Origin of the sequence: Pseudomonas sp. PICF6, from assembly GCF_009831705.1 — a bacterium.
Classification (GTDB): domain Bacteria; phylum Pseudomonadota; class Gammaproteobacteria; order Pseudomonadales; family Pseudomonadaceae; genus Aquipseudomonas; species Aquipseudomonas rhizophila.
Map to the genome: position 1 here is coordinate 43,467 of NZ_WUUD01000017.1, position 12,908 is coordinate 56,374.

The 12,908-nt window shown below is 62.0% G+C and carries 12 protein-coding genes; 8 read left to right on the forward strand and 4 right to left on the reverse strand.

What is annotated here, in order from left to right; genetic code table 11:
* The 3 genes from GSM73_RS27170 to xylA all read right to left on the reverse strand — a co-directional run.
* A partial coding sequence (locus GSM73_RS27170; protein WP_256676818.1) for an ATP-binding cassette domain-containing protein occupies positions 1-384 on the reverse strand: 384 nt, incomplete at its 3' end.
* Positions 385-598: 214 nt separating this feature from the next.
* A complete protein-coding gene (xylF, locus tag GSM73_RS10490; RefSeq protein ID WP_047228917.1) occupies positions 599-1,600 on the reverse strand; it encodes a D-xylose ABC transporter substrate-binding protein in 1,002 nt (333 codons plus the stop codon).
* A gap of 146 nt (positions 1,601-1,746) precedes the next feature.
* Positions 1,747-3,063, reverse strand: coding sequence for a xylose isomerase (gene xylA / locus GSM73_RS10495; protein WP_047228918.1), 1,317 nt, complete (start codon positions 3,061-3,063; stop codon positions 1,747-1,749).
* A 154-nt stretch (positions 3,064-3,217) separates the two neighbouring features.
* Here xylA and GSM73_RS10500 point away from each other — a divergent pair, with 154 nt between their 5' ends.
* The 7 genes from GSM73_RS10500 to GSM73_RS10530 all read left to right on the forward strand — a co-directional run bounded on the left by GSM73_RS10500 (position 3,218) and on the right by GSM73_RS10530 (position 11,739).
* Positions 3,218-4,402, forward strand: a complete 1,185-nt coding sequence (locus GSM73_RS10500; RefSeq protein WP_107321659.1) for a XylR family transcriptional regulator — start codon at positions 3,218-3,220, stop codon at positions 4,400-4,402.
* 238 nt (positions 4,403-4,640) lie between these two features.
* Positions 4,641-4,982 (forward strand): lipoprotein, encoded by a 342-nt coding sequence (locus GSM73_RS10505; protein ID WP_047228920.1) that lies wholly within the window; start codon positions 4,641-4,643, stop codon positions 4,980-4,982.
* A gap of 226 nt (positions 4,983-5,208) precedes the next feature.
* Positions 5,209-6,003: a DeoR/GlpR family DNA-binding transcription regulator gene (locus GSM73_RS10510; RefSeq protein ID WP_076385256.1), complete on the forward strand. Its 795-nt coding sequence runs from the start codon at positions 5,209-5,211 to the stop codon at positions 6,001-6,003.
* Positions 6,004-6,121: 118 nt separating this feature from the next.
* Positions 6,122-7,048: a Gfo/Idh/MocA family protein gene (locus tag GSM73_RS10515; RefSeq protein WP_047228922.1), complete on the forward strand. Its 927-nt coding sequence runs from the start codon at positions 6,122-6,124 to the stop codon at positions 7,046-7,048.
* A 254-nt stretch (positions 7,049-7,302) separates the two neighbouring features.
* Complete coding sequence (locus GSM73_RS10520; RefSeq protein WP_076385254.1) at positions 7,303-9,024, forward strand: type I secretion system permease/ATPase; 1,722 nt, start codon at positions 7,303-7,305, stop codon at positions 9,022-9,024.
* Complete coding sequence (locus GSM73_RS10525; protein ID WP_047228924.1) at positions 9,017-10,387, forward strand: HlyD family type I secretion periplasmic adaptor subunit; 1,371 nt, start codon at positions 9,017-9,019, stop codon at positions 10,385-10,387. Before GSM73_RS10520 ends, GSM73_RS10525 begins: the two co-directional genes overlap by 8 nt.
* 2 nt (positions 10,388-10,389) lie before the next feature.
* Positions 10,390-11,739 (forward strand): TolC family outer membrane protein, encoded by a 1,350-nt coding sequence (locus GSM73_RS10530; protein WP_160892458.1) that lies wholly within the window; start codon positions 10,390-10,392, stop codon positions 11,737-11,739.
* Between the two features lie 79 nt (positions 11,740-11,818).
* Here GSM73_RS10530 and GSM73_RS10535 read toward each other — a convergent pair whose 3' ends face one another.
* The gene (locus GSM73_RS10535; protein WP_047228926.1) at positions 11,819-12,160 is read right to left on the reverse strand and encodes a hypothetical protein; all 342 of its coding nucleotides are present in this window, start codon (positions 12,158-12,160) and stop codon (positions 11,819-11,821) included.
* A 204-nt stretch (positions 12,161-12,364) separates the two neighbouring features.
* Here GSM73_RS10535 and GSM73_RS10540 point away from each other — a divergent pair.
* Positions 12,365-12,908 (forward strand): TonB C-terminal domain-containing protein (locus tag GSM73_RS10540; RefSeq protein ID WP_160892542.1); only part of this gene is annotated, 544 nt, incomplete at its 3' end.

Genomic DNA, 12,908 nt, shown 5'->3' on the forward strand with positions numbered 1-12,908 from the left:
CAGGGCTTCGGCACGGTGGATCATTGCCGGGTAGTTCATGCGTCCGCCGGGCAGCGTCAGCTCATGGCCCATGAAGATGTTTTCGGCCACCGACAGGTCGGGGACCAGGGTCAGTTCCTGATGAATGATGACGATCCCGGCGGCTTCGGTTTCGCTGATGGACTGCGCCTTGAGCGGCTGTCCGTCCCAGACAATTTCACCGTCCCAGGTGCCATACGGGTAGACCGCCGACAGGACTTTCATCAGCGTGGATTTACCGGCGCCGTTCTCACCGCACAGGCCGACGCATTCACCCGGCCTGACCTTGATGTCGATGCCATTGAGGGCTTTGACACCGCCGAAGCTTTTGACGATGCCGTTCATTTGCAGCAGGTAGTCGGACATGGCGAGGGCTCATATGAAAAGGGCTCACACATAGGCAGAGGTGGTGACAGCCCTGGGGCCAGGCATCTCAGATGCAGCTAGCCAAGCAAAGCCCCTGTGGGAGCGAGCCTGCTCGCGATGGCGGCAGCACATACAACATCGATGCAAGCTGAACCACCGCTATCGCGAGCAGGTTCGCTCCCACAGGTCTCATTCACCCAGGGTTGTCCCGGGATCACTGTCCAGCGATCTGCGCCTTGGTATAGAAGCCATCTTTTTCCAGCAGGTCGATGTTGTCCTTGGTCAACGGGGTCGGGGTGAGCAGGATGGTGTCGACTTTCTTGCTGCCATTGTCGTATTGCGAGGTGTAGGTGGGTTTCTCGTTACGCGCCAATTGCACCGAGAGCTTGGCCGCTTCGGTGGCGATCAGTTTCAGCGGCTTGTAGACGGTCATGGTCTGGGTGCCATCGATCACCCGCTTGACCGCCGCCAGGTCGGCGTCCTGGCCCGAGATCGGCACCTTGCCGGCCATTTTCTGCGCGGCCAGTGCCTGGATGGCACCGCCTGCGGTGGCGTCGTTGGAGGCGACGATGCCATCGATCTTGTTGTCGTTACGGGTCAGGGCGTTTTCAACGATGCTCAAGGCTTCGGTGGGGTTCCATTCCTTGACCCACTGTTGCCCGACAATCTTGATATCGCCCTTGTCGATGGCCGGTTGCAGCACTTTCATCTGGCCTTCGCGCAGGACCTTGGCGTTGTTGTCCGTGGGCGCGCCGCCGAGCAAGAAGTAGTTGCCCTTGGGCGCGGCTTTCAACACGCCGCTGGCCTGCATCTCGCCGACTTTTTCGTTATCGAAGGAAATGTAGGCGTCGATGTCGGCATTGAGGATCAGGCGGTCATAGGACACCACCTTGATCCCGGCCTTCTTGGCTTCGGCCACGGCATTGGTCAACACGGTGGCGTTGAACGGCACGATGACGATCACATCGACGCCCCGGGAGATGAGGTTTTCGATCTGGGAAATCTGTTTCTGCTCGTTGGCATCGGCCGACTGGACGAAGACTTTGGCGTCCATTTTTTCCGCCGCCGCGACGAAGTAGTCACGGTCCCGCGACCAGCGTTCCAGGCGCAGATCATCGATGGAGAAACCGATTTTCGGGTTGGTGGCGTCGGCCATGACCGGAAGCGAGAGCAGGGCGAGGGCGCCGGCGAGCAGCGTGAGTTTCAGTTTTTTCATGGTGGTGCGTCCTTTTATTGTTGTTCGAAAGACACTGCCTGACGATGAACGTGATGCGGGTAGAACTGTAGAGACTCCCGGGGGGCCGCGAGCAGAGATTTGTCGCGAGAATGTAACAACCTCTGCGCAGCGAACGGGGCCTGGTGTCAGGGGTAGATGAACCGGTTGACCACGTTTTCGAGCATCTCTTGCCGACCACTCACAGCCTGTGGATTGAGCTCGTTGTCGAAGGCGTGTTCGGCCAGTGAAGCGAGGCTGAACTCACCCGCCAGCACCGCCTGACCGAACGGTTGCTGCCAGCCGGCGTAGCGTTGGTCCTTGAACTGCTGGAGGCGGTCGTTCTGCACCATCGCCGCTGCACGTTCCAGGGCCAGGGCGAGGACGTCCATGGCCGCGACGTGGCCGTGGAACAGGTCAATCTCGTCCAGGCTCTGACGACGGACCTTGGAGTCGAAGTTGAAGCCGCCATTGCTGAACCCGCCGGCCTTGAGGATTTCATAGGTGGCCAGGGTCATCTCTTCGACGCTGTTGGGGAACTGGTCAGTGTCCCAGCCGTTCTGCGGATCGCCACGGTTGGCGTCGATGCTGCCGAAGATCCCCAGGGAGACGGCTGTGGCGATCTCATGATGGAAACTGTGCCCGGCCAGGGTCGCGTGGTTGGCCTCGATGTTGACCTTGATCTCCTTTTCCAGGCCGAACTGTTGCAGGAAGCCGAACACCGTGGCGCTGTCGTAATCGTATTGGTGCTTGGTCGGTTCCTGTGGCTTGGGTTCGATCAGCAGATCGCCCTTGAAACCGATCTTGTGCTTGTGCTCGACCACCATGCCCATGAAGCGCCCCAGTTGTTCGCGCTCGCGTTTCAGATCGGTATTGAGCAGGGTCTCGTAACCTTCACGACCGCCCCACAACACGTAGTTGGCCCCCTTGAGACGCAGGGTGGCGTTCATCGCGCTGAACACTTGGGCGGCGGCGCAGGCGAACACTTGCGGGTCCGGGTTGCTGGCGGCGCCTGCGGCAAAGCGCGGGTTGCTGAAGCAGTTGGCGGTGCCCCACAGCAGCTTGATCCCGGTTTGTTCCTGGTGACGCTCCAGGTGGTCGACCATCTGCGCGAAGTGGTTGCGATACTCCTTCAGCGAGTGGCCTTCCGGGGCGACATCGGTGTCATGAAAGCAGTAGTAGTCGATGCCCAGTTTGGAGAAGAACTCGAAGGCCGCTTCGGCCTTGCCGATGGCCAGTTCCATCGGGTCGCCGGCATGCTGCCACGGGCGTTGGAAGGTGCCGGCGCCGAACACATCGGATCCCGGCCAGACAAAGGTATGCCAGTAGCACACCGCCATGCGCAGGTGCTCGCGCATGGGCTTGCCGAGCACGAGTTTGTCGGCGTCGTAGTGGCGAAAAGCAAGAGGCGAGTCGCTGGCGGGGCCTTCGTAGCGAACCTTGTCGATGGCGGGAAAGTACGACATGGGCGATTTCCTTATTGTTCTTGGCGGTGTATCGATACTAACGCCGGCCCGGTGGCCGCTGATTATGAAAATCACCAAGGCACAGTGCGATTTTGAGTATTGAGATCCGACGGTCACGCGCCTAGTCTGTGGTCATCGGCCCAGGGTAAAAACCATGAAAACCGTCCCGCCCGTTCACCGCATTGCGTTGTTGTTCAACGGCAGCAAGATCTACGACCGAGGCATCATCAGCGGCATCGGCAACTACCTGAGCAGCACCCGCGCGTCCTGGGACCTGTTCCTTGAAGAAGATTTTCTCTGTCGGTTGAAAGGCATCGAACGCTGGCAGGGCGACGGGATCATTGCCGACTTCGACGACCCGCTGATCGGCGAAGCGCTGAGCGGGATCGGCTTGCCGGTGGTGGCGGTGGGCGGCTCTTACCAGGATGAGCGCGCTTATCCGAAGGGCATTCCCTATGTCGCCACCGACAATGAGGCCTTGATGAAGCTGGCGTACGAGCACCTGATCGAGGCCGGGTTGACGCGCTTTGCCTGCTTCAGCCTACCGCAAGCACAAGCCAATCGCTGGGCCCAGGAACGGGAAAACGCCTTTCGCCGGCTGCTGCAACGCGATGGTCTGCACGCCGAGGTCTATCGCGGCATGGGCACCAGCGCGCCGCTCTGGGACAGCGCCGTCGAACAACAGATCGCCTGGCTGCAAAGCCTGCCCAAACCCATCGGTATCATCGCCGTCAGTGACGCCCGTGCCCGGCAACTGCTGCAGGCCTGCCTGACCGCCGGAATCGCCGTGCCGGAGCAGGTGGCACTGATCGGCATCGACAACGACCCCCTGACCCGCACCCTGACGCGGGTGCCGCTGAGTTCGGTGATCCAGGGCACCGAAACCATGGGTCGGACCGCCGCGCGCCTGCTCCATCAGATGCTGCACGGCATGCCGTCCACGGGTACGCAGGTGCTGATACCCCCGGATGCGATCAACGTCCAGGCCTCGAGTCTGCACCAACCGTTAGGCAACCCTTACGTCATGCAAGCGCTGCTGTTCATTCGCCAATATGCCTGCCAGGGCATCAAGACCGCTCAGGTGGCGGCCTATGTGGGCGTGTCGCGCTCCTCCCTGGAAGCGCACTTTCGCAAGGCGCGGGGCTGCAGCGTGCACGACGAGATCCTGCGCTTCAAACTGGCAGCGGCCGCCCAGGGCTTGGAAAACACCGACTCGGCGATTGCCGACATCGCCCAGAACTGCGGCTTCAAATCGGCGCAGTACCTGCACACGGTGTTTCGTCGAGAGTTTGGCTGTACGCCCCGCGAATATCAGCAGGGGGGCGGCACAGGCCACTGAACCGGTCTTCACCGCCCGCAACTATTGCTGGAAGCAATAGTGATCATTACGAAACACAAGTTCTGTTTTGTCGGCAATGCCTGGAGAATCCCCCCCATCGAACAGGTAACTCAAGCAGGTGGGCGATGAGGTTTCACTCATCTGACCGCCACACACCCGATGCACCTGGCAGTGGCGGCAACCCGTAACGCAGTTCCGTTGCCTGATGAACCAACCTTTTATTTTCAGGACCAGACCAATGCGCCTTTTATTTGCGTCTTCCATGGCGTTTGCCTCCTTGTTGCTCGCCGGTTGTGCCAGCGCGCCGAACGACCCGACCCTGACCTTGCAGACCAGCAAGACGCCGGCCCAGTACGCCGACTGTGTCGTGCCGAAATTGCAAGACCACGCGATGAGCCCGACCGTCTCCCAGTCCCAACGCAGCTACCGGATCGTGGTGCCAAGCAAGGTGTCGGCGGACAACGTGCTGGAAGCCTACAAGGCCGGGAACGGTGGCAAGGTATTCATCTACGAGCGGCGTCTGTTGGCTTCCAGCTTCCTGCCTTCGAGTTTTGAACGTGCCGCACAGGACTGCATCTGAGGCCGGCCCGTACAGGTTTTTCACCGTGCTCCTTTGGTTGGCCGCAACCAACCATTTTTTTACCCCGCACCGCATTCGGTGGCGGGGTTTTTTTTGCCTGTGGGGAAGAGGGGGCAGATTCACTTGGGTCCGCTGCCCCGGCGTTGAGGTTTGACGAGAGGCTCTGCAATCGGCATATTTGCTCGTTAGTGATAATTAGTGCTCGTTTATGAAGGTTATAGATGCCATGACTTCAACTCACGAAGTGTTCCCCGGTGAACGCCAGCAACGGATCAGCGAGCGTCTGGCCCTGTATGGTCGGGTGATTGCGGCCGATCTGGCCAGCGAATTCAATGTCTCCGAACACTCGATACGGCGCGATCTTGGCGTATTGGCGGCGGCGGGGTTATGCAAGCGCGTCTATGGCGGCGCGATCCTGTTGCCGGCCGTGGAACGGCCGATGGCCGTTCGAGTACGGCAGAACGTCGAGCGCAAGGACAGTCTCGGCCTGGCGGCGGCCTCGTTGCTGAGGGCGGGCCAGCATGTGTTCATCGATGCCGGCTCGACCAACCTGGCGATTGCCGGCGCCATCGATCCACGCCTTAAGTTGACGCTGAGCACCAATTCGCCGTTGATTGCCGTGCAACTGATGAAGCTGCCCTGCGCCGAGGTGATCCTGTTGGGCGGACGCGTGAACACGGCGTCGGGCGGAGTGATCGGGCTGGCGGCTGTGCAGCAACTGCGGCAGTTCAATGTTGACCTGTGTTTTCTCGGCGCTTGCGCCATCGACCCGGACAATGGCATCACAGCGTTCGGCCTGGATGACGCGGAGTTCAAGCGCGCGGTCGTCGCGGCGAGCGGTCAGGTGGTGGTGGCCGTGACCAATGAAAAACTCTCCAGCATTGCCCACTATCAGGTGGCGTCGTGTGAAGAAGTCACCGCCCTGGTGGTGGAGCACGACGCGCCGGGTGAACGCCTGGAGCCGTTCTTGGGCAGGATTGCCAACGTCATGAGCGCGCCCTGCGAACCTCGGCAGGCGTGAAGTGTGTGCTGTAGCGCCCACGACAATCAAGCGCATGTGTGGCGAGCCATTGTCGGCCACGCGATTTACCGCTAGTTTGCTGGCCCATCAAAAGTACAAAAATAATCAGGAGTCATCGATGCAACCGATTCGTCTCGGTCTGGTGGGCTACGGAAAGATTGCCCAGGATCAACACGTTCCCGCTATCCTCGCCAACCCTGCGTTCCAGTTGGTGTCTGTCGCCACCCAAGGGCAGCCCTGCGCCGGTGTGGAGAATTTCCGGTCCCTGGGCGAGCTGCTTGAAAACGGCCCGCAGGTCGATGCGATTGCGTTTTGCACACCGCCGCAAGGGCGATTCGCATTGGTGCAACAAGCGTTGGCCGCGGGCAAACACGTGCTGGTAGAAAAGCCGCCCTGCGCCACGCTGGGTGAAGCGATGGCGTTGGTGGATCAGGTACGCGAGCAAGGTGTCAGTGGTCTGTTCGCCTGGCATTCACGCTACGCGCCCGGCATCGAGGCGGCCCGTGACTGGCTCGCCAGCCGCACCCTGCAAAGCGTCAAGATCGACTGGAAGGAAGACGTACGCAAGTGGCACCCCGGCCAGGCCTGGATCTGGCAACCTGGAGGCCTGGGTGTATTCGATCCCGGCATCAACGCGTTTTCAATCGTGACCCATCTGCTGGCGCTGCCGCTGTTCGTTGAGTCCGCCGAACTGCGCGTGCCGAGTAACTGCCAATCGCCGATTGCCGCCAGCATCAAGATGTCCGACGCGCAACACCTGGATGTCCGTGCGGAGTTCGATTTCGACCACGGTCACGACGAACTCTGGAGCATCGAGATTCGCTGCACCGAAGGCCTCCTGCGCCTGGACAACGGTGGGGCAGTGCTGAGCATCGACGGCGTTCGCCAGACCGTTTCCCAGGAAGGTGAATACGCGGCGGTGTATCGGCATTTCCAGCAGTTGATTGCTGACCAGGCCAGCGACCTGGACCTGCAGCCGTTACGTCTGGTGGCGGACAGCTTTTTTCTTGGCAGTCGGACCTTGGTCGAGCCGTTTTACGACTAGCCCCTAGGGGGCGGTTCAAGATCACACGCCGTCTGTCTTGAATGCCCCATCTTGCCCGTATTGAGGTGAAAACACCGGCCCCACGCTGGCACTAACCCGTGGTTACGTTGTCAGTACTTGGCGTCTGTAGCGGCGAGGATCGACCCAGATAGCTGCACGTCAGCGACATGACGCACTTTTTTTTGACGCCTTCGGGCAAATAACTCGCGATGGATTGCGCCGGGACCGACTATTCCTTTGCGGGTTGATTCTCTATGCGCTTTCTACTCGATCCGCGTCATGACATTGATGCTGCCTTATTAAGTTACCGCCGGGTGTTCTGGTCGCTGGCGCTGTTCAGCGGCGTGATCAATCTGTTGGTGCTGGTGCCATCGCTGTACATGATGCAGGTGTACGACCGGGTCCTGACCAGCCGCAACGAAACCACCCTGTTCATGCTGACCTTGATCGCCCTGGCGCTGTTTCTGTTCAGTGCCCTGATCGAGTGGGTTCGCGGCGAGGTGATGATTCGCATGAGTGCGGGGCTGGACGACGCCTTGGGTGAGCGAATTTTCGACGCCGCCTTCGCCCGCAGCCTGCGCGAGCACAACGCCAACCCGGCCCAGGTGCTCACTGATTTGGCGACGTTGCGCCAGTTGATCACCGGCCAGGGTCTGATCGCTTTGCTGGACGCGCCGTGGTTGCCGATCTTCCTGCTGGTGGCGTTTATTTTTCACCCTTGGTTCGGGGTGTTGACCCTGGTGCTCGCCCTGGTGCTGATCGGCCTGGCGTTGTGGGGTGAGCTGGCGACTCGCGCCCGGTTGGGGGAAGCCAATCGCCTGGGGGTGCAGTCGTCTGTCTATGTCAACAGCACGCTCCACAATGCCGAGGTCATTCAGGCGCTGGGCATGCTCGGGCCGTTGCGCCAGCGCTGGAGCCTGCTGCAACAACGCATCATTGCCGCGCAGGCCCACGCCAGTGACCGTGGTGCCCGTATCACTTCTGCAACCCGTTTCGTGCGCATATCGGGACAGTCGCTGGCCCTGGGCCTGGGGGCGTTGCTGGTGCTCGAGGGGCAGATGTCGGCGGGCATGATGATCGCCATGTCGCTGCTGCTGGGCCGCGCCCTGGCACCGGTGGAAATTGCCATCGGCTCCTGGAAACAGTTCAACGCCGGGCGTCAGAGCTATCAGCGTCTGAGCCAGCTGCTTACCCAGCACCCCCGCGAGCGCCTGCGCATGCCCTTGCCGCCGCCCACCGGCGCGGTGCGCCTGGAGCAACTGTATGTCGGCCCGCCCGGCGCCTCGCAACCGATTGTGCGCGGGATCAATTTCAGCCTGGCCAAGGGCGAAGTGCTTGCCGTAGTCGGTCCCAGCGCCAGTGGCAAGTCGACGCTGGCCAGGGCGCTGGTCGGGGTATGGCCGGCCATCGGCGGTTCGGTGCGCCTGGATGACGCCGAGATCAGCCAGTGGTCCCATGATGCCCTGGGCCCGTACCTGGGTTACTTGCCCCAGGACATCGAGCTGTTCGATGGCAGCGTTGCCGACAACATCGCCCGCTTCGGCGAGCAGGATGCCGACAAAATCATTGCTGCCGCTCGTCACGCCGGCATTCACGAGATGATCCTCAGATTCCCCAAAGGTTATGACACGCCACTGGGCCCCGGTGGGCTGGGTTTGTCTGGAGGGCAGAAGCAACGCCTGGGCCTGGCCCGGGCACTTTACGGGCGCCCGTCGCTGATTGTGCTCGACGAGCCCAACTCCAACCTCGACGAAGCAGGTGAGCTGGCGCTGGTACAAGCGATCAATGCGCTCAAGGCCGCCGGCAGTACCGTGGTGCTGATCACCCATCGACCCAATGTGCTGGCGGTGGTCGATCACATCCTGGTACTCAAGGACGGCGCCCAACAAGCCTTCGGCCCACGGGACCGGGTGCTCAAGGCATTGATGCCGGGGCCCAGGCCCGCTGCGGTGAGGGAGGCCGGCGAAGATGCGTGATCTGACCCCGGCTGCATCGGCGCACAGCGAGCAGCAACTGAGCGTGCTCGACGCCAATACCCTGCCCAGCGCCAGTACCGATGCCAGCGGTGCTGCGCGGTATGGTGTGGGCTTTCTGGTCCTGACGCTGGGCGGCTTTTTGCTCTGGGCCTTCCTGGCACCCCTCGATCAGGGTGTCGTGGGCAGTGGCACCGTGGTGGTGGCGGGCGAGCGCAAGGCGGTGCAGTCGTTGGTCGGCGGGGTAGTGGACCAGCTGCTGGTCAGCGATGGTGATCGAGTCAGCCAGGGGCAGTTGCTGGTGCAGCTCAATACCGTGCAAGCGCAGTCGCAACTGGACGTGACCCTGGGCAAGTTGCTCAACGATCGCAGCATTGAAGCACGGTTGATTGCCGAGCGTCTGGGCAGCGCCGAGATCCAATGGCCGGCTGAATTGCTGGCGCGCGCCGACGAGCCGCGGGTCAAGGCCGCCATGGCCTTGCAAAACCAGTTGTTTCTGACCCGCCGCGCGGAGCTGGGCAGCCGTTTGCAGATCATCGAACATGAGGTCGCGGCGCTGCAGCAGCAATTGCAGGGCTATGAAGGCGTCAAGCGTAACTACGACGCGCAGATGCGCTTTCAGCAACAGGAGCTCGAAGGCCTGCGCGAGCTGGCCCGTGAGGGTTATGTTCCGCGCAACAAACTCTTCGAGGCCGAGCGCAACGCCGCCCAACTGGCCGGCCAGATTGCCTCCGGCGTGGGCGATGTCGGGCGGACCCGCCAGGCCATCAACGAAAGCAGGCTCAAGGCGTTGCAAGTGCAGCAGGAGTTTCGTCGCGATGCTGAAACCCAGCTCAGCGAGGTCTCCGCCGAGGCGGCCGGTTATGCCGATCAGATGCGTGCCTTGCAATTTGAAGTCGACAACGGCGCTATCCGTGCACCAGTGGCCGGGCAGGTCATGGACGTGAGTCTGCATACCGTCGGCGGCGTGGCCCAGGCCGGACAAACCCTGATGCAGGTGGTACCGCTGGATGCGCCAATGGCGATTACCGCGCGTTTCGAACCGTTGATGGCCAACAAGTTGCGCCCGGGGTTGCCGGTGCATGTGCATTTCACCGCGCTGCAACGGGTGGATACACCGACGGTAACCGGCACCGTGAGTACAGTGTCGGCCGACCAGTTGATCGATGAGCAGACGCACTTGCCGTACTTCTCCGCCAAGGTCGAGATTCCCGCCGACACGGTCGCCTCGTTGCAGGCCGCCGGGTTGTGGGTGCGTCCGGGCATGCTGGCCGATGTGACGGTGGTCACGGGGGAGCGCACCTTCATGAATTACCTGATGAAACCGTTGCGCGAACGCTTGCTGGCAGCCTTCAAAGAGGAATGAGCATGATCGACCGATGCCGTTACAGCGCTCGCGTGCTGCTGAGCCTGTGCTCCAGTTGGGCGATGCTCAATGTCGCCTGGGCCGCCGACGGTGGCCTGAGCCTGACCGCGGCGTACGATGCCTCCCGCCTCAACGACCCGACTTTGCAGTCAGCCACCCATGCTTATGATGCCTCGCGGCAGGAAGAAGCGATTGGCCGTGGCGGCCTCTATCCGCAAGTGTCGCTGACTTCGCGTTATGGCCGCGGTGGGCGGACTGATGGCGGTGACGACAGCGGCTACGTCAACAGCAACGATTACCAGGCCAACAACGTCACCCTGGCGGCGCAGCAAGCGCTCTACGACAAGGCGCGCTGGGCGGCGTATCAGGAAGGCAAGGCGCGAGGACAACTGGGCAGCCAGCTTTTCGACGTCGCCGGCCAGACGCTGTTCGACCGGGTTGCCAAGGGCTACTTCGACGTCGCCCGGGCGGAAAACGAGATCAAGTTGATCGCCCAGCAAAAAGCCGCCATCCACGGGTTGGTCATCCAGAGCAAAAAACTCTTCGAGGGTGGCCAGGGCGCGATCACCGATATCGATGAAGCCCAGGCGCGGCTTGATCTGGTCGAGGCCCAGGAGGCCGAAGCCAAGGCTCGTCGCGTGGCCGCGCTGCGGGCGTTGTCCGGTCGTGCCAATGTGCCCATCGATGACATTGCGCCGATGCGCGAGGAGCTTGCCGCCGGCAGCCCGATCCCACCCGAGCAGGATCTGCCGTACTGGACGGCGATTGCCCGCGAGGCCAGCCCCGAGCTGGCGGCCCGGCTGGCGGCGGTGAAAGTGGCCGAGGCCCAGGCCGACAGCCAGCGCGCCGGGCATTATCCGACCTTGGCACTGACCACTCAGTTGACTCGCCGGGAGACCCGCCAGTACCAGGAACTTGACCCGCGCCAGGACACCTATTACGTGGGGCTGCAGTTGGATATTCCGTTGTATCGCGGTGGGGCGGTGCGAGCGTCGGTGGCCAAGGCCCAGGCGCAACTGGCCGGTGCGCAGTCGGACTATGACGTGCAACGCCAGCAGTTGGCCGAGACGATCGAAACCGATTACCTGGGCGTGGTGGCCGGCTTCGCCAAAAGCAAGGCGATGCAGCGCGCAGTGGAGTCCAACCAGCGGGCACTGGCTTCGACGGAAAAAGGCTTCCAGGGCGGTGTGCGCTCCACGGTGGACATCCTTGATGCGCAACAACGGTTATTCCAGGCCCGTCGGGACCTGCTCAACACCAAGCTGGACATGCTGCAAAGCTATGTGAGCCTGCATACCCACACCGGCCAGATGAACCGCGCAGTCCTGGAGCAGGTGCAAAGCCTGTTTTGAGGCGCGTAGGGGCTCCAGCACTCAACGTTGCAACGCACTCCTGCGGCCAGGGAGCAAGTGCCCTGGCCACAGACAGCGGTTATCTGGGCAGCGGCGAGGGGCTGGCCGGGACCGGCGGTCTCTGGGGCTTGACCGAGGTGCCAAACGTATTACCCATGCGCACGCTGGTGGCCGCTGGGGTCGCCAGGCCGATGCTGTTCGGCGCGCGTTTGTTAACGGGCACATTCAAGGCCTCTTGCGTGCGTTGCGCGGCCGCTGCGGCCTGCGGATCGTTACCCATTTGCCGGCTCAGGCAGTTGTAGTCCGCGGTTCTGTAGCCACCGACGGTCACCTCGATACACGCCGGTACCTCTTCGCCATGGGCCCAAGGCTGGGCCATGAGCAGTCCGAGGCCCGCCATCATTTTCATCCACTGTTTCATTGTCGACCTCCTGGCCCGCCCAGAAGGCGGTTCGCTGTCAGAGCACGAGTTTAGTGGGGTCCGAGGGATTTGTATCAGTTGTCATACGACATTCATAAACAGCCCTCAGGATGACGGTTTTCAACGGATACGTCAGTCGTGCAGCAAGGCAGAGCCGGGGGCGGACGCAGGCGTGGATTGGCCAGGTCACCCTTGGGGGGGCTGATGGCGTTGTTGTGGTTGCTGGCCGCGCCGATCCAGGCGAACAGCCTGGTGGAGCTGGACATCGCCCCGCAGGAACTGACCACGGCGCTGGAGCAATTCAGTCGGGCGACGGGGATGGCGGTGCTGGTGGATCAGCAACTATCCAGCCAGCGCCATACGCTGGGCGTCCAGGGACTGTTCACCGCTTCTCAAGGGCTCAATGTGTTGCTTCGCGGCACCGGGCTCGCGGCGCATTACGCCCGAGCGGATGCGTTCACGTTGCAACCGGTGCGGGTTCACGAGGTGCCGCTGCCTTCCGGCGCGGCCCCGGGCTTGAGCGACAGCAACTATGCGGCGGCGATCCAAACGGTCATCCAGCGCAACTTGTGCCGTTCACCACTCACCCGCCCGGGAAGTTTTCGGGCGGTGCTGCAAGTGTGGATCGGCCGGGACGGCGTGGTTCAGCATAGCCGCCTGGTCAGTTCCACGGGCGATCCGATGCGTGACAAGGCCTTGGTCAACAGTTTGCAAAACCTCAGGATCGACCGCCCGGCGCCCAGTTCAT

Excerpts from the sequence above, each read along its gene's own strand:
- xylF (WP_047228917.1), bottom strand. The coding sequence starts at position 1,600 with ATGAAAAAACTGAAACTCACGCTGCTCGCCGGCGCCCTCGCCCTGCTC.
- xylA (WP_047228918.1), bottom strand. The coding sequence starts at position 3,063 with ATGTCGTACTTTCCCGCCATCGACAAGGTTCGCTACGAAGGCCCCGCC.
- GSM73_RS10500 (WP_107321659.1), top strand. The coding sequence starts at position 3,218 with ATGAAAACCGTCCCGCCCGTTCACCGCATTGCGTTGTTGTTCAACGGC.
- GSM73_RS10505 (WP_047228920.1), top strand. The coding sequence starts at position 4,641 with ATGCGCCTTTTATTTGCGTCTTCCATGGCGTTTGCCTCCTTGTTGCTC.
- GSM73_RS10510 (WP_076385256.1), top strand. The coding sequence starts at position 5,209 with ATGACTTCAACTCACGAAGTGTTCCCCGGTGAACGCCAGCAACGGATC.
- GSM73_RS10515 (WP_047228922.1), top strand. The coding sequence starts at position 6,122 with ATGCAACCGATTCGTCTCGGTCTGGTGGGCTACGGAAAGATTGCCCAG.
- GSM73_RS10520 (WP_076385254.1), top strand. The coding sequence starts at position 7,303 with ATGCGCTTTCTACTCGATCCGCGTCATGACATTGATGCTGCCTTATTA.
- GSM73_RS10525 (WP_047228924.1), top strand. The coding sequence starts at position 9,017 with ATGCGTGATCTGACCCCGGCTGCATCGGCGCACAGCGAGCAGCAACTG.
- GSM73_RS10530 (WP_160892458.1), top strand. The coding sequence starts at position 10,390 with ATGATCGACCGATGCCGTTACAGCGCTCGCGTGCTGCTGAGCCTGTGC.
- GSM73_RS10535 (WP_047228926.1), bottom strand. The coding sequence starts at position 12,160 with ATGAAACAGTGGATGAAAATGATGGCGGGCCTCGGACTGCTCATGGCC.